A 24300-nucleotide genomic window follows, 5' to 3' on the forward strand; every position below is an offset into this window, starting at 1 on the left:
AGAGAGGTTGAATACGCAGTTTTCAAGATCGAAACGGAGATGGCATCGGCGACTTGCAGGGCATTGTGTCCCGATTGGATTATTTGCAGGAACTGGGCATTGGTGCGATCTGGTTATCACCTGTTTGCAAGTCCCCTCAAGATGATTACGGATATGATATTTCAGATTATCAGGATATCGATCCGATGTTCGGGTCTTTGGAAGATATGGAAATATTAATTCATGAAGCCGGGATACGAGACATTCGGATCATCATGGATTTGGTGTTGAACCATACGTCGGATGAACACCCCTGGTTTCTAGAAGCCAAAAAAGGCAAAGACAATCCGTACCATGACTACTACGTTTGGAGAGATGGTGTTGAAGAAACACCTCCGAACGACTTGGGGTCCACCTTCGGTGGTTCAGCCTGGGAATGGGTGCCTGAGATTGGGCAATATTATTTGCATCTCTTTTCCGTAAAACAGCCCGATCTCAACTGGGAAAACCCAAAAGTCCGGCAGGAAATATACAACATGATCAATTGGTGGATCGACAAGGGTGTTGGTGGTTTTCGACTTGACGTGATCGACTTAATCGGTAAAGAACCGGATTTGAAGATTACGGGAAACGGGCCTAATTTGCATCAATATATCAGGGAACTGAGCAAGGAGACGTTTCAAAAAGCGGAAGACCTGCTTACGGTTGGAGAAACATGGGGCGCCACCCCGGAGATCGCCAAACTGTACAGCAACCCGGACGGAAGTGAGTTTTCAATGGTCTTCCAATTTGAACACATCAGCCTGGATGAACAGGAAGGCAGAGGAAAGTGGGATCTTAAACCTTTGGATGTGATGGGATTAAAAAAAGTACTGTCAAAGTGGCAGACGGAGCTCAAGGGCGATGCCTGGAACAGTTTGTTCTGGAACAACCACGATTTACCTCGAATTGTATCCCGTTGGGGAAATGACGGAGAATTCAGAGTTGAATCGGCTAAAATGTTGGCTACCCTTCTTCATGGCATGCAAGGTACGCCTTACATTTATCAGGGTGAAGAGCTAGGTATGACGAATGTTCAATATGCGATCGAGGATTATCGGGATATTGAATTGCTCAACTTTTATAAGGAAAGAATGGGGAAGGGTTGTCCTGAACAAAGCGTGATGGAGTCGATCTACGCCAAGGGCCGTGATAACGCACGAACACCTATGCAATGGGATACTTCCGATAACGCAGGTTTTACACAAGGGGAACCTTGGATTAAGGTGAATCCAAATTATAAGCAGATCCATGCCGAGGAAAGTTTGAAAAACCCCGAATCCATATTTCATTATTACCGGAAGTTGATTCAACTTAGAAAAGATTATGAAGTCATTGTATATGGTGATTATGAGCTGATCTTTCCAGAGAACCCAGACGTGTTTGCTTATAACCGCACGTTGAATGGTACTACGATTCTGGTGGTATGCAATTTCCAGGGATATACGACCGAACTGCCGCTTCAGGAGCAATTAACAGAGTCCAATCAGCTTTTGATATCCAATTATACAAGTGAACTCTCGGACAGCAAATTACGTCCATATGAAGCAAGAATGTACCTTATTCATCATTAAAGCATATTACGTAATATGTTATATCATGTTCAGTTCTCAAGAAAGAAGGATTATATTCAATGAAAAGAGTATGGTGGAAAGAAGCAGTAGCCTATCAAATCTATCCGAGAAGTTTCATGGATTCCAACGGTGATGGGGTTGGTGACATCAAGGGGATCCTATCTAAACTGGATTATATTCAAGATCTCGGTATTGATCTGATATGGATCTGCCCAATGTATAAGTCACCCAACGATGATAATGGTTATGACATCAGTGATTACTGTTCCATTATGGATGAATTCGGTACGATGGCGGACTTTGATCAATTACTGCATGAAGTGCATCACCGCGGCATGAAACTTATTATGGACTTGGTGATCAATCATACAAGTGACGAACACCCGTGGTTTATTGAATCCAGAGCTTCGCTGGATAACCCCAAACGGGATTGGTACATCTGGAGAGATGGGAAGAATGGAGACGAACCGAATAACTGGGAGAGCATCTTTGGCGGTTCTGCTTGGGAATATGATGAAGTCTCCGGACAGTACTATCTCCATCTTTTCTCCAAGAAACAACCAGACTTGAATTGGGCAAATAAAGAGGTTCGAAATTCCATATATGAAATGATGAATTGGTGGCTGGATAAAGGGATTGATGGTTTCCGTGTTGATGCCATCAGCCATATTCACAAAGAAGAGGGTCTCTTGGACATGCCAATCAGAGAAGGCGTCAAATACGTCTCTTCTTTTGAAAAGCATATGAATGTGAAAGGAATCCAGAGTTATCTGCAAGAAATGAAAGAGAACACATTATCCAGATATGACGTCGTGACTGTTGGGGAAGCGAATGGAGTTAAGGTAGAGGACCAAGAAGATCTGCTGGATTGGATCTGTGAAGTCAGAGGGAAATTTAATATGGTCTTCCAATTCGAACACCTGGACCTTTGGAAAAACAGTACAGACAGGCAACTCGATGTTCCCAAATTGAAAAACGTCTTGACCAAGTGGCAAAAATCGCTGGAAGGCGTCGGTTGGAATGCTTTGTTTATTGAAAATCACGATCAGCCTCGTAAAGTTTCAACTTGGGGAAATGATACAGAGTATTGGTATGAAAGTGCCACAGCACTTGGAGCCATGTACTTTTTCATGCAAGGAACGCCATTCATATACCAAGGGCAAGAGATAGGCATGACAAACGTGGCTTACCCTTCCATAGAAGATTATAACGACATAGCCGATCGGAATTTATATCAGATCAAACGTGAAGAGGGGATGTCACATGAGGAGATCATGAACATCATCTGGGCTTCAAGTCGTGATAACTCCAGAACGCCGATGCAGTGGTCTTCGACCAAACAGGCCGGGTTTAGCACCGGTACACCATGGTTAAAGGTGAATGACAATTACGTCAATATTAATGTAGAGAAACAACTCCAGGAACCACGTTCCATCCTGCAGTTCTACAAACAAATGATTCAGCTGCGAAAAAAACACGATACATTGACTTATGGGATCTATGAGCTTCTTATGCCGGATCATCCGAGTGTATACGCATATACACGTACACTGGCAGATCAACAGGTGCTGGTAGTCATCAATCTTACTGAACACATGGTGGAGCTTGAGGAAGATGAGCTTGGCCTCAACTTCTCAGAGATCTGGCTTACCAATTATGAAAATGGCATGCTGCCACTTGTGTTGCGACCGTTTGAAACCATTGTTGGATTAAGCGATAAAGTATAAGTAGGATACGTAAAAAAAGGAAAAAGGCGTCTATATCATTTTCTGAATGATATAGACGCCTTTTATTGTTGTGTAGCCACAAGAAAATTAGCTGCGAATATTCGCTTTATTGATGGAGAACATCCGCGTATTCGGAGATACGTTCGAAACGTCCCTTGGCAAACGGACATAAAGGTAAAATTTTAATATCCTTTTCCCGCGCGTATTCCACCATCGCTTTGATAAGTTCATCGCCAAGCCCTTGTCCTCGGTATGCATTTTCGACCAATGTGTGATCAATTATGTATAGCTCTGGACTTGAAATTACATACGTCATCACCGCAGCAGTGTCACCGTTATCTTGAATAAGAAATCTTTTATTGGAAGGTTCATGTTCTACTTTATGCATGTTCATCCTCTTTCTTTGTTGAATATTTACCGTCCAGAAGCTTATACGTCAATGCTCCGCTTGGACATGTGTCAATATGCCGGGCAATGGCATCCGAAGTGTCACCATCAGGATCAACCCAAGGACGCTTACTCAAATCAAACACAGCAGGGAGGCCCTTTACGCAAATACCGGAATGAATGCAGACATCTGAATTAAACATGACCTCGATATCTTTACCATAGTATAACTTTTGTTTACTCACAATTCCTCACATCTTTCACTGTTGAGTTTTGTTTATAGGTCCATATTCCAGGCTTTCATGGGAAGCAGACTCTGCTTGACTCTTAATGTCCGAATTATAAATGAGAAATCGTGAATAAGTCAACGTGACCAATCTCCTAATTCGTTAGTGGAAGCAAGAGAATAATGGGCTTGGAGAGAACAGGGTGGGGCAAAAACTTGACCCTTTTATTATTTAAAATCTAACCATTCATACCTATTTAAAAGCGTAACGTCTGCTTCCTCTTCCTGCATTACGCAGGCTAGACTCTACATGCATCATAGATTAAAATTTATTTAAGTAATTATCTTAATAAATTCTTTTCATCAAAACGAAATTTTATTATTCAATTCTGATATATATCCATTTCCCGAAACGAAATATAACTTAGATAGGTGTGCATGAACATCGAGATTTTAAGAGACTACATCGCAGATCCCCCAATAGAGCCTACTATGTTCATTGAACTGTCTATTATGCTGGCAGAAATGGTGCAGCGTGAACACGAGCAGAATAGGATCATTGGATACCTTAGCCCAGACCATATCAGCGTGCAGTGGCAGGGAAAAACGGCGCATATAACCTGGCATACGGAAAGTCATGCTGCTTATCATTCTCCAGAGCAATTTGCACGACTCAATCTCGTGCCAAGTGAACGCAGTGATCTCTACGCATTAGGTATTATTCTCTACGAGTTGTTGACCGGGCAATTGCCTTTTCATGCTGACAATGATGACAACTGGGATACCGTACACACCCGTAAGGTTCCTCATCCTTTATCGGATATTCGACCGGAGTTAGACGAAACACTGCAAGCGATACTGATGAAATTACTTGCCAAATCACAGGTGGAGCGTTATCAGAGTACATATGGGGTGCTTGAAGATCTGAAGTTGTATCAGAACATGATGGATAACGATGGAGTGTTTACGCCATTGGAAGTGGGACGTTTCGATAAAATCCGGACGCTCTCCCTATCCGATTCGTGGTATGGACGTCGTGCGGAAGTAATGCAAATGGAGACCGGATTGGACCAGACTTTTCAAGGAAAGAATACATTTCGTTGGGTGATAGGCAAAGAGGGAACGGGTAAAACGACGCTTGTCCTTAGAATCCAACAAAACGTTATTCGGTATGGTGGCCGGATGATCGTTATGAAAGCGGAACCTTTTCAACCAAACATGCGGTGTGGTCCGATCCTTCAGGGGATGCGGGAATGGGTCTATCAACTGTGGAGTGAGCCGGTTGAACTCATTACACGTCTGAAATCCAAACTTCAAGCCGAGTTCGGACCAGAAATGCAGGTAATCGTCTCATGCTGGCCCGAGGCCAAGCTGTTGTTCGACAATGCTGTGAAGGTATCGCATAGCTCGGACGCTGCGAAGGTCTGGGACCGGTTTGAAGAATTACTGCCCGACTTGATCTGTTGTATGGCTGAATGTAAACCACCGCTTGTTCTGTTTATGGACAATCTACAGTGGGCCGACAAAGGTACACAAGACGTCATTCGTGAACTTGCATTATCACAAAAAACACATGGATTATTCCTAATTGGGGCTTATCGTACAGAAGAGGTGATCACTTCCGCTGAGGATGAAACGAATACTGATCAAGAGGAATTTCTAGCTTGGCTAAGCCAAAGATGCCTTGCGAATCCACAGGAACAAGTGACTCTGCCGCAACTGGCTTACGAGGATGTGAGGCAGCTGATCTCGGATGTTCTATATGAAAAATCCGCTCGCATTCAACTGCTGGCACGGTCTGTCTACGATCAGACAGGTGGTAATCCCGGCTCGGTTCGTCTCTTGCTGGAGGGATGGTTAGCAGAGAACAGACTATGCTTTGATGAGGAACGACGTCAGTGGGTATGGGACTCAGAAATAACCCGGCAACGAAGCAGGTCGGAAGAACATCTGCGTCTGCTAGAGATAGACTTCTCCAAACTTGAGGAAGATCGTAAGGAGTTCTTGGCTATGGCGGCCACAATAGGTCCTTTATTTCCGTTAACACTCTTGGCCGAAGTGTGTGGCATAGCAGTAGATAGGGTATTCCGTAATCTTCAAGAGGCGGAGGCGGAAGGGTTGATTTATCGGGAAGACGAACCAGGGCAAGAACATGGACAAGATTTAACTTATGGGTTTGCCCATGAGTTCATTCACCGAATGGCATATGCATTCGATTCTGGACGCAATATCCACCGACACCGAGCAATTGGACGTTTACTATTGGAACGCACGCCGGAGTCGGGTGATGACCTGTCAGGAACAGCGATTGATCATCTGAACTTGGCAGCTTCCGTATTATCAGATCAAGAAATGAAGCAATTAATCGAGCACAATCTTCAAGCGGGGCAAGAGGCGTTGGCATCCGCCCATTATGCGAAAGGGAAGCATTATGCGGAAAATGGGCTTCAACTGCTGGCAACATGCAAGGTGGATATACCAGATTCACTAGATGTCGGATTGCAGCTTTTATTAGCATGGACGGAATATATGGGTGGCAATAGCGCACGTGGGAAAGAACTGCTGGTGGACTTGAACCAAGACAGCGATCGACTGAGCCGATCAGAGCGGCTCAAAATCTGGGCACCTTTAATCCGATTCCATGCACTCGCGGACAATGAGACTGCGATTCAATTTGGAATCGAGGCACTAGGATCCTATGGTTGGAAGCTTCGGAAGAAAAGTTCACTGTTGTCTATAGGAAAGGAAGTGACTCAAACCGCGATCCTTTTACATCGAAAACGGGAGAAGCATCTTCTGCTGTCCGACCCACGCGATGAGGATTATGAAGAATTATGCCATGTCATGGAGCTGTTGTTTCTTCCATTGCTTGCACACGATGCGCGATCGCTTCTGGAATTGTATGCCCGATTTATTCGTTATGGATTGCATAAAGGGGTGAATGAGTCCCTAGCCGCCATGATTGGAGCATATGAACTGATTGTGCAAAGGTCATTTCCGGGCTTCGTTCGAGCGACTCCGATTGCTGAGCAGGTGTTTCTGCAAATCGCCAACACCTCTACATTCAGGAAAAAGCATGTATTTACATTTCTGAGCGGAATGATCAAGCAAATGGACAGTCCTTTGGAATCTTCTGTTGTCCTGTTCATTGCGATGCGTCAAGCGATGGAAGCCGGTGATCATGACTTTGCTAATCCTGCCTTAATTTTCAGTGTTATGTGTAATCATGGGAATGTATATGCCCTGAATGATTTGCTCCAATACTTTGAGGAGAACATGCGGCAGGTTGCCGACGACAAGATACTGGACATGATGCGGCTGACGAGCAGTTACGCAGCAGTGCTGCAAGACGATTCTTTGATCGACAGTTTTGTCGCTATTCCACAAGTGCCAGCTGACAGCGAGTTGGAGCAACGGGACGAGGACAATTATAGCTGTGGTCGCCGGCTTGAGGTGGCGTATCTGTCGGGCAGGTACAAGGAAGCGCAATATTGGTCGCAGCGAGGAAGGGTAAACGAATTGCATCTGGATTGGATGCAAATTCGTAAACACCGCGTTTACGAGGCTTTGGCATTAGCTGGATTATATTTCGAAACGAATAGAGAAGAACGTAAGCGGATCCGCAAGGCGATACGCGCGCAATTGCGCTTGATGAAGAGTTGGCGAGGATTCTTGGACAGTACGTCCTCCGCATACTTGCTAATCAAAGCAGAGGGTGAACGGATCTCAGGGAATTCGGTGGGCGCCATGCAACAATATACGGCTGCAATCAAGCTGGCGAGAACAGAGAAATACGTATTGCTGGAAGCCATTGCTTGTGAACGGCTTGCGGTATGTTATCAAGATGATCTGCTCAGCCGATCCGGAGCGGCAATTACGATGATGGATGCATGTGCGGCATACGCCGAATGGGGAATAACCTTCAAAGTAACTCAGATTAGAAGCAGAGATGCTAAATTGCTGGACCCGATATACAAACGTTATGAAGGTCCTGTATTACAGGATCGTATCCAAATGACTAAAACCGGCACATCGTTACCTCACCAGAACGGCTCCAAGACGGGTGAAGGCTTGAAGAGTGAAGAGGAACTCGAGATTGTGCAACGACTCATCCATGGGTTAACACAGACGAATCCGGCCGACTGGAAGTTACATCTCTTGGAAACGGCTTTACGACAAACTGGAGCAGAGCGTGGTCTGTTGTTGAAGCGTCAAAATAATGAATTCGTTATTGAAGCTAACCGTTCTGAATGGATTGATCAGGAAAAAGGAGCCGGCTTGTATGCGGAGAGCGTCTTACGTCATACAACAATGACGGGCAAACCGCTAATTTTGTATGACGCGCTTCAGAGTTTTTGGGTGAAGGATGCTTATATCGCAACAAGAAAGCAGAGGTCGCTTCTGTGCATGTCCATTGATGTTCCGGGAGAACAAACCTCTTATCTACTCTACTTGGAAAATAAACAGATGCCGGGTGTGTTCACAAAGAGGGATGTTCAGATGTTGGAGCTTATTGCAACACGGATCATTTATCTCAAGCTGCTGCAAGACGAAGCTGCGAATACAACAATCCCGAGTGCTTTCGAAAGTAACGCCTCGTCTGTGGTTCCTAGTCCCAGTCAACCAGGGCTGACGGAACCGCTGACGGAACGAGAAACGGAAATTATAACAGCAATTGCAAAAGGCTTGTCGAACAGAGAAATTGCCGATCTCTTTGGCATCGCAGAGACGACGGTCAAGACACATACATCTAGAATATACGGCAAGTTGGGTGTAAAACGGCGGGGGCAAGCTGTCGTCCGTGCCAGAGAGTTACAATTGATAGAGTGACTAACAAGGAAGCGAGCCTAAAAGGGCCGCTTCCTTGTTTTTTTGTGTAGTACTACTTTCGTAGGACTTAAATATCCTATGACGAGACTATGATGTTGAGATGGAGTCAAATGAAAAGAGGTCATTCTGAACAATAAGGAATGGTATGAAAGGAAGTGTACATGGTGAGAAAGAGAGTTGTCTCGATTGCAAGTATGCTCGTTGTAATCGTGTGTATGACATGCATCGTAATTTTTAATAATCAAAGTTTAGCTTCTGCCAATGTAGTTTCGTCACCTATTTATGCAGCAGAGGATACAACTATCATTTATGAGTCTGGAATGATTTATGAGGATGGAAACCTCGGGTATCTGGATGTGGGCTATCAAGGAACATTTGGTGTTCCCTTAGAGGCTCAGGTATTACTAAAGTTTAATTTGCCAACAATCCCTGCAGGGTATGAAGTTGAAACTGCGAATTTGTATCTGCCTGTAACAGGTGGTACTTTTCAGGCAACAACTAATTTTTCGCTAAAAGTTTCAACAAGTACAAATCATAACTGGGCACAGGATAGTGGAATAACATCGCCACCAGCTCCAACGTCAGGTTCTGCACAATCAAGATTATTATCCAATAATGTCCCCCAACTTAAACCTACATTAGCCCCGTTTAATTTTACTAGCTATATATCAAGGGAATCCGCGGAACCTGATCCTAGAGCAACCTTCATACTATCGGGTATGACGGCTCAAGAAGCAGCTGAAGCAGGAATAACACATGCTGATCATTTTATACAAATGACCGAAAATCATGCACATGGCGGCAGTCTGGGGCCATATTTAATTATTACGTATTCTGAAATTGCGAATATTGAAATAACTGGAGTCGCAGATGGAGGTCTATACAATACAAATGTAACGCCAATATTCAACACTGGTACAGCAACTTTGAATGGAAGTCCATTTACAAGTGGAACACGGCTTACTGCTGAAGGCTCGTACACGTTAACGGTTACGGCAGGCAGTCAATTAGAAACGATTCAATTTCGAATAGATAAGACCCCTCCAACAGGGACGATTATTGTAAATCTAGGCAACGAATACACGAATGGTTCGGCTGTACTTATTTCAATAAATCCAGATCCTGGAGTAACTGATATTACGCATATCCAATATTCGCTTAACGGAAGCCCCTATACACAGATGCCTTATGTACCAAGCTTTATGCTATCAATAGGAATTACTGATGGAGATAAAGTTTTGAGATTTAAACTAGTTGATCGTGCAGGGAACCAATCAATTGAATATCAAAAAACCATAACACGGGATACCGAAGTGCCAACAGGCTCTATTATTATTAATAATGGCAACGTGTATACAACTAATCGTGACATAATGCTTAATCTATCATTAGGCAACGGTGTAACAGATGTGGTAGCGGTACAATTTTCTAATAACAATAGTTCTTGGTCGGGAGTTGAAGCCTTTAGTTCCATAAAAAGCTACACATTACCCACTGGAGATGGAAATAAAACGGTGTATGTACGTTTAATTGATCGAGCAGGAAATATAGGCTCGGCCCAAGCAAGTATTACATTAGACACTACAGCTCCGATCGTTACAGGTGTAACAGATGGAGAGAGCTATAATTCCTCCCGAACCATTACCTTTAATGAAGGTACAGCAACATTAAACGGGCAAAACTTTATAAGTGGCACACCTGTAGACGCTGAAGGTTCCTATGTACTTGTTGTTACAGATGCCGCAGGTAATTCGATTACCCTTACATTCACCATTATCAATTATAGTGTAGGCTATGACGGGAATGGAGCTACTGGAGGAGAGGTACCCCTAGATAGTCAAACCTATGAAGCGGGGAGCAGTGTAACCGTCGCTGATAATGTTGGAAGTCTAGTGAAGACTGGATTTACGTTGATTGGTTGGAATACGGAAGCAGATGGAAGTGGGAAAAGCTATGTAGCGAATGATACTTTCCATATAAACGAAGCTGATGTCCTGTTGTATGCGGCGTGGGAAATTAATCACTATACCTTGTCTTTTGAGTCAAATGGAGGAAGTCTGGTAGCGCTTCAGAATAAACCTTACAATGAACAGGCAACTGAACCGAGCACACCAACGAGACCAGGTTATACATTTGGTGGTTGGTTTAAAGAGGCAGCTCTCACTAACCAGTGGAACTTTACGAAAGATGTCATTACAGCGGATAAGACGTTGTATGCGAAGTGGAGTATAAACAATTCTTCTAACAATAATGCAGGAGGAAATAATCCAACGCCTCCTCAAAATTCAATACCGATACCAACACCCAATCCGCAACCTACCCCAGAAGAACCCAAACCGGAACCTGAACCACCCGTCGTTACTTTTGACGACCTTTCAGGACATTGGGCAAAAGGAATGATTGAGGAACTAGCAAGTCAAGGGATAATAGCAGGGTATCCCGACGGTTCTTTTCACCCGAATGAACACATCAAGCGCCATCATATGGCTCTAATATTCACACGTGCTTTCGAGTTTAATCCCATACGTGAGGCAGTTTCGTTTTCTGACGTATCACCAAGCCATCCTTACTATGAAGCCATCATGTCACTGCAACAAGCAGGAATAGTCGATGGAGCTAATGGGAATTTTAATCCAAACCATTCGCTGACCCGTGCAGAGATGGCCAAAATTTTGACGCTCGCCTTTGAGATAAAACCAGGTGGAACAGTTGCTTTCCAAGATGTTCCTACAACGCATTGGAGTTATGATTACATCGCTGCATTGGCAGCACTCAAGATTGTACTCGGGGATAACGGAAAATTTAAGCCGGATGAACCCGTGACGCGTGCACAGTTTGTGGCGATGATGTATCGAGCATTGCATGTTATACAATAAACTTCTAATTACATTAATTAGCAACGTATTCGGAAAGTGCAAACCATAGTTACGGTAAATACAAAAACACGAGGATCTGCTTTCACGCCTCGTGTTTTTTTATGTATCATCCTAACTCACGGATGTTTATTGTAGAAACGGTCGATATAATCGGAACATTGCCCAGGTTCATCTTCCAATAACGAAGATGAACCTGTATGGGGTGCCAGATATGCATTAGTGTATCACCTTTCGTAAGACTTTTATTATAGACTGCCTACAGACTGCAATAGGATTGAGCTAACGAGAAACGATAATGCGGGGAGAGATCTCAGTAGCCGTTTATAGCATTGATGGGGAAGTACTAAAGACTTTATAAGTATAATTGACAATTGTACTCCTGTGTACTATATTGTACTTGTGTGATAAGTACAATGTAGTACAGGTTGCAGCGCCGAATTTTTAACAGAACGGTGTTTAAACGCAAAGTGAGGAGGAGAACGATGAAAAATGAACCTCGATTTGGAGTGGAGCATACTCAAGCGGAAAGTGCAGTAATGACACAAGTCATCACTGACAATGAAACTGGAGTGCAATATCTACTTGCTATTTTCCCTAATGTTGGATCAGGACTTACCGTTTTACTGGATAAAGAGGGTAAACCTTTACTAAAAAAATAATTTAATCGGAGTATGTATATGGAGATTATCATAAGCAGCAATACAAGTAAGCCCATCTACGAACAGATAACATCACAGATCAAAGCGATGATTATGAGTGGGGAATTAAAGACTGGCGACCCCATTCCATCGATGCGCTCTATGGCAAAATCCATTCATGTCAGTGTGATCACTGTTCAAAAAGCCTATGAGGATTTGCAGAGAGACGGTTTTATAGAGACTACCGTAGGCCGGGGAAGTTTTGTATCCGCGCAGAACAAAAATTTCTATCAAGAAGAAATCCAGCGCAAAGCTGAGGGACTTTTGCAGGAAGCCGCAGATATTGGGCGCACAAATGGTATTCCTGTCGAAAAACTCATCGAGTTATTAAAGCTGTTCTATGAGGAGGAGTAATGATCATGAATCATGCTTTGACTGTAAATGGACTGACAAAGGCGTATCACGACTTTGTTCTGGACAATGTATCATTTCATGTGCCGCTTGGGTCGATTGTGGGATTGATTGGCCAAAACGGGGCAGGAAAAAGTACAACGATCAATTCAATTCTTGGTTTGAAAAACAAGGATTCCGGCACGGTGACGATTTTGGGCAAGCAGGATCAGGAAATTGACAATGCTGTTCGCAATCAGATTGGTGTTGTGTTGGACGGCAGTAATTTCCCGGAAGGATTATCACCTAAAAAGCTAAACCGTGTCTTCCAAAATATCTTTGCAGCTTGGGACGAAGAGAAATACTATTCTTTGCTGAATGAACTATCCTTACCTGCAGACAAAAAGATCAAAGAGTTTTCTAAAGGGATGAAAATGAAGCTGTCTATCGCTGTGGCACTTTCTCATGGTTCCAAACTTCTAATATTGGATGAAGCGACGAGCGGACTTGATCCTGTTGTTCGTGATGATATTCTGGATCTATTTTTGGAATTTGTGCAGGACGAAAGTAACTCTATTCTGGTATCCTCACATATCACAAGTGATTTGGAAAAAGTCGCTGATTATATCGTATTCATTCATAACGGCAAGGTAATTTTCAACAAACCAAAAGATGAATTGCGATATAAGTACGGGATCATTAAATGTGGTGCAGCACAGTTTGATGCTCTCGAAGAACAAGATATAATCTCTTACCGAAAGCAGGATTATGCTTGGGAAGTATTAGTTGCTGATAAAGATTTGGCACAAAAGAAATACCCGAATGCAGTGATTGATCCTGCCACCATTGATGATATTATGCTGTTGTATATAAAGGGGGAGAGAACATGAGAGGACTTATGCTGAAAGATTTCTATGCTATTAAGGATGCGTTACTTATCCCCCTATTATTAATGGTCGTCATTGGAGTCGTTTTGTCCGTCGTAAGCTCTCCTTGGCTTTTGATTGTAATCGCAGGAACCTCATTTGGAATGATGGCAGTAATGAGCATTCAAAATGACAAAACAGCGCAGTGGGATAAATTTTGTGCTACTCTCCCTGTCTCAAGGATTCAAAGTGCTTCAAGCAAATATGGTTTGTATGTGCTCCTTAGTCTTTTTGGAATTTTGGTTGCTACGATCATTTGTGTGATTGCTTCAATGATATTATCGAGCTTTGAGATATCTGCTGTATATGTGAATGTATCCTTTGCGCTGATTCTTGCATTTCTTCCAGCCAGTGTGAATATCCCTAGTTCTTTTTTACTCGATGGAGAAAAAAGTATTGCCGGAATAATCCTTTCTTATGTAGTTACTGCCCTTGCCATTGCAGGATTAAGAACATTGCTAGGCTACTATATGAACATCGAAGAAAATTTGCTTTTAGTATATGGAATCGTAGCTGCCTTTAGTATAGTCGTATATATACTCTCATGGATCTTATGCCCCAGATGGCTAAGTCGTAAAGAATTATGATGCATAAACAGGTAACTTTAATCAATGTAGTACAATCGAATGATCTGTTATCTCAGAGCCAGACGCTAAAGCGCAGAGCCGATGATTTCGAGCAGAATCGCAGTTATCGGCTCTCTTTGCATTCATTCATAACGTTCGATGCTCATTTCTACACTGGAGGGCTAAAAATCGATTGTACTTGGTGGTAAACAGTGTTACTCTAAAAGTCTGTGTTCGACAATATATTCAATAATAGCCACCAATTTAGTTATAAAGAAAGGTAACACTATGATAAAAGTTGAAAACTTATCCTTCTCATTTCCACAAAAGGAACTATATAGAAACATTTCATTTACGTTTGAAGAGGCACAACATTGTGCTTTTATTGGAACAAGCGGCAGTGGGAAAAGTACACTGATCGATATCCTGATGGATCCGGAACGATATTTGTTCGAGGGTAAGTTAGAGATAGATCCCGATTGCAGAATCGGGTATGTGAGTCAGTTTTTGCAAGTAGACAAAACAAAAGATATGACTGTTTTTGAATATATCGCAGAAGAATTCATCAAGATACAAGATGAAATTACAGCCATTTATGCTGAAATGGAAACCACATCGGATATGGATTCCCTGATGGAAAAACTCCAATTGGCTTTGGATGCCTTCGAAGCGATGGATGGGGATAATTACGAAAAAAACATCAATAAGCAGTTAAACCTGGCCAACCTCATGAAGCTCAAAGATCTTAGTATATCCGCCATAAGCGGCGGGGAATTCAAACTTATTCAAGTGATGAAGGAAATGCTGAATCGTCCAGATTTCATGATTATGGACGAACCTGATGTATTTTTAGACTTTGAAAACCTGAACGCGCTTAAAAAATTGATTAACACCCACAAGGGAATGCTGCTGGTCGTTACGCACAACCGATATCTGTTGAACCATTGTTTCAACAAAATCATACACCTGGAAAACACAGAGCTGCAAGAGTTTGACGGGCGCTATATTGATTATAACTTCTCGCTGCTTCAGACGAAGATCGAGCTGCAAGAAATCGCGGTTGCTGAAGCTGAAGAAATTGAGAGATACGATCACATCATCGACAATCTTAGAGAGATTGCCACATATAATTCGGAAGCCTCCAGAGGTAGAGCGTTAAAAGCCAGAGTCAAGTTTCAAGAGAGATTGGAAGCACGTCGAATCAAAGAGCCATTTGTCGATATCAAGCAGCCGAATATCCGTTTTGGTATCGAAAAGGAAATCGAAGACACCGTTGTGGTTAACGTCAATAATTATAGCGTTGCCTTTGACGAGTTGCTTTTGGAAAATGTGAACTTTGAGATCAAATCGACAGATAAAGTAGCCCTGATCGGTCCAAACGGTACCGGGAAAACGACTTTACTGCGAGAAATCTTTAAAAACAATCAGGATTCCATTGAAATCAATGCGGATGTTAACGTCGCTTATTTATCTCAGGTGCAAGGCGAAATGCTAAAAGATTCGAATACCATACTAAATGAATTCATTGATTCAGGGTTTCAAACGTATGACGAGATTAGATCGTATCTTCCAAACTATGGCTTTGAAGGAGAAATCCTTGATCAAAAGATTGAATCTTTATCTGGCGGAGAAAAAAACATGCTTCAATTGGCTAAAGTTTCTGCCAGTCAAGCCAACGTATTGCTCCTAGATGAACCGACAAGCCATTTAGACATCTATACACAAATCGCATTGGAGAAAGCCATTGAAGACTATAAAGGTGCGATTATCATGATTTCTCATGATTTCTATTCTGTTGTCAATGGTATGGATTATGTTCTAATTATTGAGGACAAGACGATTAGTAAAATGAGTATAGAAGAATTTAGACAGATGATTTATACGAGTCATTTTGATGAAAACTATCTAGAGAATGAACAAAAGAAAAAGTCTGTTGAAATGAAAATTGAATTGGCTTTAAAAGATACTAATTTTGAACTTGCAAAAAGTTTGGTTGATGAGCTAGAAGAGCTGATTAAGTTGCTTTAAGTTACGACGCTATGATTGAAATGATAGACCCGAAAAAAAGTCGCTATTTTAGCGACTTTTTTTGTTTAGCAGGCCAATGGAAGGCCAATCATGTTTATGCGTAATGCATCGTAACCGTATCTAATAAGAATCAGAATCACATGGCTTGATCTGTTGGACGAACCAAAATCTCGTTTACCGCAACGCGACGTGGGCGAGTTACAATAAATTCAATTGTTTCTGCAATATCTTCTGCTTCAAGAACTTCAATATGGCTCAGAATATTGGAAAGTTGCTCACGCACGTCGTCACGTAAGTGATTACCTAGTTCCGTTCCCACTGCACCTGGCTCTAAAACAGCCACACGAACGTTAAGCCCGGCAGTCTCTTGCCGCAGTGCTTCAGTAAACGCTGCAACACCCGATTTCGTGAGACTATATACCGCTTGCCCTGCCGATGGTTTGCGTCCAGATACTGAACTAATATTAATTAAATCAGTAACTTTTCGGTCGGAAGTCAAGGCTGATTGGATTAGATACGGTAATGCAGCATGGGATATGTATAACAACCCATTTATATTTACGGATATCATTCGTTCCCATTCGATTGAGGGCGCCTCTGCCACACCCCCGATTAACATGAGTCCCGCATTATTTATAACGGTGTCCAAACGTCCATATTTATCGATAACCTGCTGAACTGCATGTTCCGCTTGCTTCTTATCTGTTATATCTGTTTCTATTACAAGAACTTCACCTCCAAGGTTCTTCAGCTCGGAAGCCAAATTCTCCAATCGATCTCTACGACGTGCGACAAGGACAACGGTTGCTCCTTGAGCAGCGAGCCTTCTGGCAGTTGCTTCACCGATCCCACTACTTGCTCCAGTTACCAATGCCACCGTATCTTGCAATTTTTTAAACATGTTATATTCCTCCTCAGATTTTATTCGCTAAGATGTTACTGTTGTAACGTCTCGTTGAGCTCAGTATAATGTGTATAACATAAAGATATCAATGCGTTTCAAGGTAAGTGTGACATAAAAGGAGATGTTGTAATGTCAAACCCATCTAATCAAGTCAGAAGTGCACTGACGAAAGAATGGATCTTCAATGCACTCATGATATTAATGCAAACCAAAAATCTCAATAACATATCTATTACCGAGGTGTGTACAAAAGCTGGTGTTTCACGCATGGGGTTCTATAGAAATTACAACATCATTGAGGATGTAATCGTGGAACGCATTGATCAAGTGTTTGCTGACTTTTTTGATCAGGCATTGGCAGGGGAGAACTTTGATAATTATTATTCAACCCTATTATTTTTCAAATGTTTCAGGAATGAGAAAATCTTAGTAGAGAATCTGGTAAAATCCAACGTTAGTTACTTATTACTGGCCAAGTGTAATGAATACCTGCACAAATTAGCCACAAGAATTGTAGTTAAAACCTACGACGATTCTTTCAAAGAAAACTATATTGCTCAGTTTTATGTAGGTGGATTTTATTGCGTTTTAATTGAATGGGCGTTAAATGGTATGAAAGAAAGTGATACGTACATGGCTGATATTTTGTATGAGTTCTGTGGGGTCACTATTCCGAAGGGAAATGCTGAAAAAATAGTGTAATTTAAGGTGGAGAACACCCTCTGGTGAAGTTCCTAATAATCCACTTTGGGTTTATTTATTGATTCCTCTTGGCGCTATTGTAATTACGTCTCTTTTTCATTATGTGTTCAAGCTCGATTTCTTCAAAAACAAGTAGTAAAAGGGTGAAAATATATGCCTATTTTTGATCCTCAATGGTTGAGTAGCTAACGTCTATTTATTCTTATAAGATACATGTAAAATACCCTGTATGCGGATTGATCCGCATACAGGGTATTTAATTCTAGAAACAGCTAAACGAGCTGATTCGCTGCAGATCAATGCCGCTGTACATCCAGAAGAAGCCATTCCAGCGGAAGCCCGCCACCGAATTTCTGCCGACAAATACCGGGAACATCCAGAAACCTGGACCACGATCCGGCCAAATATATGTGTAGCGAAACAGACAGCCGGATATGGCTCTTGGATCTACCGCAAATAGCGAAGCGGGTTGCTGTGGAATGAATGATGGTGGCGGCCCGGTAGGTGGCTGTATGCCTTGTGGTCCGCCGCCTCCACCCCCGGGGAACGATGGAGGACCTGGCATTCCACCGGGTCCTCCGGGACCCCCAGGTCCGCCAAACCCTCCACCAGGTCCAAAAGGTGGTAAAAATGTCATACAACATCACTCCTGTTCATTAGTCTAGTGTATTGTATGTAGGCAATTGAGCAGGGGAATGGATAGGAGCCTATAGAAGGCCGCAAATTTGGTCATAATCCTGTCAGGCGTTAAGGAATGGTTTGGTGGAACGTTTAATTCTAATTGATCCAGATAAATTTTTGGTGCAGGTGTCATCGGGAGCATGTACGCAATTAAGTTTATTGAAGCAGGGTTTGAGATTACCTTGTTTGCACATTCGAACAGATTTAAATCATTAAGAGAAAATGGCCTGCAATATTTAGAAAAAGGTACAGTTAGATCGATACAATATCATGGATAAGCTCGCGAAAGATTTTGTATACGATTTTATTTTCGTTACTGTTCGTTGCAAACGTATTTAAAACATTGCCATGTTGAGCTTTTTGCATTCTAAGAATAAGATCATTGACCACAAAATACCTATTCCAACCCCTAACACACCAACTGTAATTAATTTTAGGGATTTGGTTCTCATCAGAATATCCTCCTAATGTTGAATCATTGGAGTTTTAGAACGGCAAACACGATGGTAATCCCCAGATCCGTAAACCTCAGTCGAATCTATTTAAGAGGCAACCGTGGGAAGGAAAAAAATCCTTTTACAATCATTGTCAGTACGCTATAATACAATCACCAGATGGATTACCCAAAAAAGTGAAATATTGTAATTTTAAATTGGAGGTATGGTTATGATCAAGAAGAAAAAAATGTCCACAGTCCTCAGCGCAGCTTTAGTCGTTTCTATGTTGGCTACTGGCTTGATAGTCGCTATTCAAGGTAATACAACGTTAGAGGTAGCGAAGTCAGCAGGGGACAAAAAGGTTGAAGTTATTAAGTAAAGAAGATAGGTGCGATTCTAGTAGTCCCAAAAATTAGGGGTATGCGAAGCACCTAATGCGGAATCTAAAGACTCTAAAACAGTGGTAGGTACAAATTTATTACCTCAGCTCGGTTAACCCAGCTGAGGTTTTTTCATTTCCTCGTTAATTCATTAAGCTAACCGAGCAGGTAGCAAAAAAAGATATCTGCACTTCAGAGAGTTCTAAAAGGGAAAAGGCTCTGTTATTTTATTTGATCGAGGCTAGATGAACACTTCATGTTTCCAAAACAATAATACTACTTTCGTATGACTACAACTCCCTATCATTTTGTCTACAATGTCTACGTAGAGAATGATAGGGTCCTTTTGTTGCGGCTTTAGTTGAAATCGCAGGGCTCGAATTCTATAGATAATCGCAACCGGGATTAAGGAATCAAAATTCATTATTGGGGGAAAGTTAAGTGATAAAAAGATTGAAATTATCCATGGTATTTTTGCTTGTAATGACGTTTTTTGTGGTTTCTGCTGCTCAGGCGGCTCCAATTGGCCAACTAGACGAGATCTCTATTATTGTTAATGATAGTGTAGTCCCGAGTGACGTCAAACCCGTTGTTCATAAAGGAACCACACTTATACCTTTAAGGGTTCTTGAAGAATCGCTCGGTGTGTCTCTTAACTGGAACAGTTCTACACAAACCATAACGGTTATTAAAGGAGATACATCGGGTATTCTAATTATTGGCAAACCGACTGCCAGCGTTAATATCGGTGATGTAGAGGAGGAGGTCGCACTCGATCAACCTGCTAAGATCATTCAGAATCGGGTTATGGTACCCGTACGTTTTATTGCAGAATTATTCGGAGCAAAAGTAGTATGGAATTCCACCATCAAAACCATCATCATCAGTACTTTGCCATCAGTTGTCGAAGAATCGCAGAATTCTACAAGCGATGTAGCCAAGGGAGATAAAGGCGATACCGGAGCAACTGGACCAGTTGGAGCACAAGGACCAGCAGGCTCCACGGGAGCACAAGGAGCTTCGGGGCCAGTTGGAGCACAAGGACCAGCAGGCCCGGCGGGGGCGCAGGGAGATCCAGGCCAACCGGGGACTTCTTTTACCTCGGAAGGATTTTCTGTTACCAGTACGACATACTCAATCAATAGTAGCACGCTATTTTCAAATTGGAGCGAGGCGTCTCCATATTACGGAAGCCCTACATTTAATCCTTCTACAGGGATATTTACGGCACCGGACAGTGGTAGATATGCCATACATGCAACTGTTAATTATAAGATTGACACACCAATCAATGTAAGCATAGGAAGAGGCATTGATCCGGTTTTTACTGTAAAGAAGAATGACAATATTGATTTAATAAATGGTTATATGCCTTTCCTTGACGTTAATATACCGTTAGTTTTAACGATGAGAACTGTACTAGGTAGTGCGACGGTGACGTTAACCGGTGATGTAGAGCTGGAGGCAGGTGATCAAGTCGGGTTATATTACGAAGCTGATGGTCTATCCATTGGATTCAGTACGGATATAGTATGGTCAATTCATCGGCTATCCTAATACAAGGTTACCTGAGGTACAGTTGAACTTTGGTAATAGAAATTCTTCTAACAATTATAGAGTCGGGCCTTTCTCAATGGGGGAATGTCTGGCTCTATTTTTTGCGGCTTTCGTATGATCAGGTTAGCCAGTGGGAGCCGCACTAGCGGCCGGCCTTATGCACCCGACCATTACAGCGTTGCTTCAAGAGGGTAATCAGTAAATACATAGTCGAAGGCAAAGGTGCTTTGACAACCATTTAGTTAATTTTTTTGCATAATTTTATCCCAGTTGTTAAAAAATAAGTAAGGATAATATTCATTTACGCAGTGACTAGATCTAAATAATAGGGAATAGCACGTAAAAGGCTATTCGCTTAAAGGAGTGTTACAAAAATGAGAGCAGTTGTGATTAATCAATATGGGAGTAAAGAAGAGCTAGTTGAGCAGGAAGTGAATAAACCAAGTGCAAAAGCTAATCAAGTGGTTGTAAAACTAGAGGCTACATCCATTAATCCAATCGATTGGAAATTAAGAGAGGGCTACTTAAAAGAAATGTTTGATTGGGAATTTCCTATTATCTTAGGGTGGGATGCAGCTGGAGTCATAAGTGAAATTGGTTCAAACGTTACGAAGTGGAACGTTGGAGACCGCGTATTCAGTCGCCCTGAAACAACTCGTTTCGGTACGTATGCTGAGTATACAGCAGTTGATGAGCACCTACTGGCAAAACTACCTGATTCAATCTCATATGAGGAGGCTGCGGCTGTACCTTTAGCGGGTTTAACAGCATGGCAGGCATTGTTTACTCATGGCCATTTAAAAGAAGGTGAAACTGTACTTATTCACGCTGGCGCTGGTGGTGTAGGTATTTATGCCATTCAATTAGCAAAGTATGCCGGCGCTCATGTTGTTACAACTGCAAGTGAAAAAAATCATGAACTTCTTTATTCATTAGGTGCTGATCAAGTTATTGATTACAAAAAGGAAAACTTTGAAGACATTCTAAAAGATATAGATTTGGTGTTCGACACGATGGGTGGAGAAGTAGCTGAGAAAAGCTATACGGTACTTAAACAAAATACCGGAAGATTGATTACCATTGTTGGTGAACCCAATCATGATACGGCTAAGTCTCACAATGTATCAGCAAAGGGGATTTGGCTACAGCCAGATGGTGATCAATTGCAGAGAATGGCTGATCTGATGGAAGAGAAAAAAATCAAGTCGATTGTAGGGGCAACATTCCCGTTTAGTAGACAGGGTATTTATGATGCACATGCTTTGAGTGAAACTCACCACGCTGTTGGTAAAATTGTCATTACATTTTAAACAAGGAGATTGAAAAAACGATAAACACATATTCCCATTGAAGTCGCTATTTTTGCGGCTTTTTTTATTTTATCGGTACAAATTCTTGTCTAAGCCCAGAACAAGAATTTGTACCGATTGCCGGAATGGACAAGACCATAATCCGATTGCCTGGAGGCAGGCACCATTTTTTCTACAGAGATCAAATCAAGTATACATTACCTACCAGATATCTCATTCAGCGAGATTTCTTGTTCCTCCAGCAGTCGTTTCAGCTTTTGGCGCTGCCGTTTTTCCTTCTGACGGCGCTCTCTGTCTTCGGCCTGCAGAGCCTTGAGTAGGGAGACACACATACCGATAAGGACAACAGCGAACGGCAATGCGGCCACAATGGCGGCCGTCTGTAGGCCGTTCAACCCCCCGCTAATCAGCAGTACTACCGCGATGGAGGACTGTAAGATTCCCCAGGTTAATTTCACTCTTGTACTCGGGTCCAGCTTGCCATCCGACGTCAGCATGCCCAGCACAAAGGTAGCCGAATCAGCCGATGTAATAAAGAAGATCATAATCAGGAGTGTAGCGATGAATGCAACGATCGTGCTCAAAGGCAGATGCTCCAGCATAAGGAATAGAGCGGTTGTCGCATCTTCTTTGACGGCCTCCGCCAAATGAGCGGCATTGAACAACTCCATATGAATTCCTGTTCCGCCGAAGACTGAGAACCAGATAAATCCGAAAAGACTTGGAATAACCATGACGTATATTACAAATTCCTTTATGGTTCTTCCTCTGGATACCCTTGCGATAAAAGTACCGACAAAGGGAGCCCACGAGATCCACCATGCCCAGTAAAATAATGTCCATGTTCCAATCCAGGTTTCTCTTGAGAACGGCGTCAGTCTCAAACTCATGTTAATAATATTCTGCATGTAACTGCCCAAAGTTGTCGTGAATGTATCAAATATAAAAGAAGTCGGTCCAGTCACCAATACAAATAGCATTAACAGCACAGCTATAACGAGGTTGGTGTTGCTAAGAATCTTAATACCTTTATCCAGACCGGAGGTTGCCGAGATTAAAAACAGTACGGTTACAATGATGATAATGACAACCTGGGACATGGTCGAGTTAGGAATACCGAATAAGTAATTCAGACCCCCACCAATCTGTAGTGCTCCCAAACCAAGCGAGGTTGCAACACCGAAGATGGTGGAAATGACTGCCAGAATATCAATGAACTTGCCTAGCCACCCTGCAGCAAGACGCTCACCGATCAGAGGAATAAAGGTGGAACTGATTAGCCCTTTGTAGCCTTTCCGGAACTGGAAGTAAGCAAGTGCTAAGCCGATGACGGTATAGATTGCCCAAGGATGCAGTCCCCAGTGGAAAAAGGCATAACGCATTGACAGTCTTGCTGCTTGCGTTGTTTCGGGTACCGCCCCTTCCGGTGCAGATAAATAGTGGGACAGCGGTTCAGCAACTCCCCAGAACACCAGCCCAATGCCCATTCCAGCACTAAACAGCATGGACAGCCAGGAAACCGTCGAATATTCCGGTTCATCATCGTCATCCCCCAGCCTAATACCGCCAAATCGGCTGAACGCCAGATAAAAAGCAAAGATCAGGAAGAACAGTGTCGCTAGCAGATAAAACCAGCCAAAATTCTGGATAGAGAAGTTGTAGGCAACGTTAGCCACATCCGCCAGCTGATCAGGAGCGACCGCTCCCCATATTGCGAACAGTACAACGATGATAATTGTGATTGTAAATACCATGATGAGACCTCCGTTATGTAAGCTTCAGCCAACTGTTTCTTAGTATGTGCTAGTCCATCTAGTAATATTTCGGAAAGCCAGCTGTTGTAAAATAAAACAAACCGCCGTGTAATGAAACACCCGTCGGTTTGTTTTGATCTTGCCTGAATAATATATAGTGCCTATAAACGTATGAATTGAACAGGTGCGTTAAGGAACAGTGGTTTCGATTTGTGTCTATAATTGCAGTTTTGGAAGGGAAGGATAGATTAATGAATGTGTTGTATTAGATAATAATGAGGAAGGATATCGCTATCATTAAATGGATCGGGGCAATGTACTAGCTACTGCGCGTCACCTGAAAAAGATTCTGATCTAGAATAGGTTGGCTTCCAAAAAATTGTTGACTG

General features: G+C 42.4%; 19 protein-coding genes. 14 read left to right on the forward strand and 5 right to left on the reverse strand.

The features are described 5' to 3' along the window. Positions 1 to 11: 11 nt before the first annotated feature. On the forward strand, positions 12 to 1592 hold the full coding sequence (locus tag MKX75_RS15380; RefSeq protein ID WP_339170485.1) for an alpha-glucosidase: 1581 nt from the start codon (positions 12 to 14) through the stop codon (positions 1590 to 1592). Positions 1593 to 1651: 59 nt separating this feature from the next. Beyond that, positions 1652 to 3319: an alpha-glucosidase gene (locus MKX75_RS15385; RefSeq protein WP_339165909.1), complete on the forward strand. Its 1668-nt coding sequence runs from the start codon at positions 1652 to 1654 to the stop codon at positions 3317 to 3319. A gap of 106 nt (positions 3320 to 3425) precedes the next feature. Here the strand turns inward: MKX75_RS15385 and MKX75_RS15390 are convergent, their stop codons facing one another. Both MKX75_RS15390 and MKX75_RS15395 read right to left on the reverse strand, forming a co-directional pair. Further along, complete coding sequence (locus MKX75_RS15390) at positions 3426 to 3707, reverse strand: GNAT family N-acetyltransferase (protein ID WP_339165910.1); 282 nt, start codon at positions 3705 to 3707, stop codon at positions 3426 to 3428. Continuing rightward, the gene (locus MKX75_RS15395) at positions 3700 to 3951 is read right to left on the reverse strand and encodes a (4Fe-4S)-binding protein (protein ID WP_339165911.1); all 252 of its coding nucleotides are present in this window, start codon (positions 3949 to 3951) and stop codon (positions 3700 to 3702) included. The genes MKX75_RS15390 and MKX75_RS15395 overlap by 8 nt, the downstream gene beginning before the upstream one ends. 419 nt (positions 3952 to 4370) lie before the next feature. On the opposite strand from MKX75_RS15395, the gene MKX75_RS15400 reads away from it, so the two are divergent. The 7 genes from MKX75_RS15400 (at position 4371) to MKX75_RS15430 (ending at position 16186) form a co-directional block, all read left to right on the forward strand. Then, positions 4371 to 8762, forward strand: a complete 4392-nt coding sequence (locus tag MKX75_RS15400) for a LuxR C-terminal-related transcriptional regulator (protein WP_339165912.1) — start codon at positions 4371 to 4373, stop codon at positions 8760 to 8762. Between the two features lie 161 nt (positions 8763 to 8923). Next, complete coding sequence (locus MKX75_RS15405; RefSeq protein WP_339165913.1) at positions 8924 to 11638, forward strand: S-layer homology domain-containing protein; 2715 nt, start codon at positions 8924 to 8926, stop codon at positions 11636 to 11638. Positions 11639 to 12120: 482 nt separating this feature from the next. Then, entirely contained in the window at positions 12121 to 12297 is a 177-nt protein-coding gene (locus MKX75_RS15410) for a DUF6440 family protein (protein ID WP_175623822.1), read from the forward strand. 18 nt (positions 12298 to 12315) lie between these two features. Next, positions 12316 to 12690 carry a GntR family transcriptional regulator gene (locus MKX75_RS15415; protein WP_062834670.1) on the forward strand — a complete coding sequence of 125 codons (375 nt, stop codon included), beginning with the start codon at positions 12316 to 12318 and terminating at the stop codon, positions 12688 to 12690. Positions 12691 to 12695: 5 nt separating this feature from the next. After that, the gene (locus tag MKX75_RS15420) at positions 12696 to 13556 is read left to right on the forward strand and encodes an ABC transporter ATP-binding protein (protein ID WP_339165914.1); all 861 of its coding nucleotides are present in this window, start codon (positions 12696 to 12698) and stop codon (positions 13554 to 13556) included. Further along, positions 13553 to 14179 carry an ABC-2 transporter permease gene (locus MKX75_RS15425; protein WP_339165915.1) on the forward strand — a complete coding sequence of 209 codons (627 nt, stop codon included), beginning with the start codon at positions 13553 to 13555 and terminating at the stop codon, positions 14177 to 14179. The genes MKX75_RS15420 and MKX75_RS15425 overlap by 4 nt, the downstream gene beginning before the upstream one ends. Before the next feature lie 267 nt (positions 14180 to 14446). Continuing rightward, positions 14447 to 16186, forward strand: a complete 1740-nt coding sequence (locus MKX75_RS15430; protein WP_339165916.1) for an ATP-binding cassette domain-containing protein — start codon at positions 14447 to 14449, stop codon at positions 16184 to 16186. A 136-nt stretch (positions 16187 to 16322) separates the two neighbouring features. On the opposite strand, the gene MKX75_RS15435 is transcribed toward MKX75_RS15430, so the two are convergent. Then, positions 16323 to 17087: an SDR family NAD(P)-dependent oxidoreductase gene (locus MKX75_RS15435; protein ID WP_062834674.1), complete on the reverse strand. Its 765-nt coding sequence runs from the start codon at positions 17085 to 17087 to the stop codon at positions 16323 to 16325. 132 nt (positions 17088 to 17219) lie between these two features. Here MKX75_RS15435 and MKX75_RS15440 point away from each other — a divergent pair, with 132 nt between their 5' ends. Continuing rightward, positions 17220 to 17792, forward strand: a complete 573-nt coding sequence (locus MKX75_RS15440) for a TetR/AcrR family transcriptional regulator (protein ID WP_145148105.1) — start codon at positions 17220 to 17222, stop codon at positions 17790 to 17792. A 262-nt stretch (positions 17793 to 18054) separates the two neighbouring features. Here MKX75_RS15440 and MKX75_RS15445 read toward each other — a convergent pair whose 3' ends face one another. Further along, a complete protein-coding gene (locus MKX75_RS15445; RefSeq protein ID WP_076333902.1) occupies positions 18055 to 18429 on the reverse strand; it encodes a transporter in 375 nt (124 codons plus the stop codon). A 184-nt stretch (positions 18430 to 18613) separates the two neighbouring features. Between MKX75_RS15445 and MKX75_RS15450 the strand changes: the two genes are divergently transcribed. The 4 genes from MKX75_RS15450 to MKX75_RS15465 all read left to right on the forward strand — a co-directional run bounded on the left by MKX75_RS15450 (position 18614) and on the right by MKX75_RS15465 (position 22157). Beyond that, positions 18614 to 18751: a hypothetical protein gene (locus MKX75_RS15450; RefSeq protein ID WP_083679730.1), complete on the forward strand. Its 138-nt coding sequence runs from the start codon at positions 18614 to 18616 to the stop codon at positions 18749 to 18751. A 388-nt stretch (positions 18752 to 19139) separates the two neighbouring features. Beyond that, positions 19140 to 19289 carry a hypothetical protein gene (locus MKX75_RS15455; RefSeq protein WP_167350828.1) on the forward strand — a complete coding sequence of 50 codons (150 nt, stop codon included), beginning with the start codon at positions 19140 to 19142 and terminating at the stop codon, positions 19287 to 19289. Positions 19290 to 19731: 442 nt separating this feature from the next. Further along, positions 19732 to 20847 carry a stalk domain-containing protein gene (locus MKX75_RS15460; protein WP_339165917.1) on the forward strand — a complete coding sequence of 372 codons (1116 nt, stop codon included), beginning with the start codon at positions 19732 to 19734 and terminating at the stop codon, positions 20845 to 20847. Between the two features lie 374 nt (positions 20848 to 21221). After that, on the forward strand, positions 21222 to 22157 hold the full coding sequence (locus MKX75_RS15465) for an NADP-dependent oxidoreductase (protein WP_339165918.1): 936 nt from the start codon (positions 21222 to 21224) through the stop codon (positions 22155 to 22157). 197 nt (positions 22158 to 22354) lie between these two features. Here MKX75_RS15465 and MKX75_RS15470 read toward each other — a convergent pair whose 3' ends face one another. Further along, positions 22355 to 23911, reverse strand: a complete 1557-nt coding sequence (locus tag MKX75_RS15470) for a BCCT family transporter (RefSeq protein WP_076333899.1) — start codon at positions 23909 to 23911, stop codon at positions 22355 to 22357. Positions 23912 to 24300 lie beyond the last annotated feature (389 nt).

This window comes from Paenibacillus sp. FSL R5-0341, from assembly GCF_037975235.1.
Taxonomy (GTDB): Bacteria; Bacillota; Bacilli; order Paenibacillales; family Paenibacillaceae; genus Paenibacillus; species Paenibacillus amylolyticus_A.

Bases quoted from the DNA above. Each gene is read 5' to 3' on its own strand.
- MKX75_RS15385 (WP_339165909.1), top strand. From the start codon at position 1,652: ATGAAAAGAGTATGGTGGAAAGAAGCAGTAGCCTATCAAATCTATCCG.
- MKX75_RS15390 (WP_339165910.1), bottom strand. From the start codon at position 3,707: ATGCATAAAGTAGAACATGAACCTTCCAATAAAAGATTTCTTATTCAA.
- MKX75_RS15400 (WP_339165912.1), top strand. From the start codon at position 4,371: ATGAACATCGAGATTTTAAGAGACTACATCGCAGATCCCCCAATAGAG.
- MKX75_RS15405 (WP_339165913.1), top strand. From the start codon at position 8,924: ATGGTGAGAAAGAGAGTTGTCTCGATTGCAAGTATGCTCGTTGTAATC.
- MKX75_RS15410 (WP_175623822.1), top strand. From the start codon at position 12,121: ATGAAAAATGAACCTCGATTTGGAGTGGAGCATACTCAAGCGGAAAGT.
- MKX75_RS15415 (WP_062834670.1), top strand. From the start codon at position 12,316: ATGGAGATTATCATAAGCAGCAATACAAGTAAGCCCATCTACGAACAG.
- MKX75_RS15420 (WP_339165914.1), top strand. From the start codon at position 12,696: ATGAATCATGCTTTGACTGTAAATGGACTGACAAAGGCGTATCACGAC.
- MKX75_RS15425 (WP_339165915.1), top strand. From the start codon at position 13,553: ATGAGAGGACTTATGCTGAAAGATTTCTATGCTATTAAGGATGCGTTA.
- MKX75_RS15430 (WP_339165916.1), top strand. From the start codon at position 14,447: ATGATAAAAGTTGAAAACTTATCCTTCTCATTTCCACAAAAGGAACTA.
- MKX75_RS15435 (WP_062834674.1), bottom strand. From the start codon at position 17,087: ATGTTTAAAAAATTGCAAGATACGGTGGCATTGGTAACTGGAGCAAGT.
- MKX75_RS15440 (WP_145148105.1), top strand. From the start codon at position 17,220: ATGTCAAACCCATCTAATCAAGTCAGAAGTGCACTGACGAAAGAATGG.
- MKX75_RS15445 (WP_076333902.1), bottom strand. From the start codon at position 18,429: ATGACATTTTTACCACCTTTTGGACCTGGTGGAGGGTTTGGCGGACCT.
- MKX75_RS15450 (WP_083679730.1), top strand. From the start codon at position 18,614: ATGTACGCAATTAAGTTTATTGAAGCAGGGTTTGAGATTACCTTGTTT.
- MKX75_RS15455 (WP_167350828.1), top strand. From the start codon at position 19,140: ATGATCAAGAAGAAAAAAATGTCCACAGTCCTCAGCGCAGCTTTAGTC.
- MKX75_RS15465 (WP_339165918.1), top strand. From the start codon at position 21,222: ATGAGAGCAGTTGTGATTAATCAATATGGGAGTAAAGAAGAGCTAGTT.
- MKX75_RS15470 (WP_076333899.1), bottom strand. From the start codon at position 23,911: ATGGTATTTACAATCACAATTATCATCGTTGTACTGTTCGCAATATGG.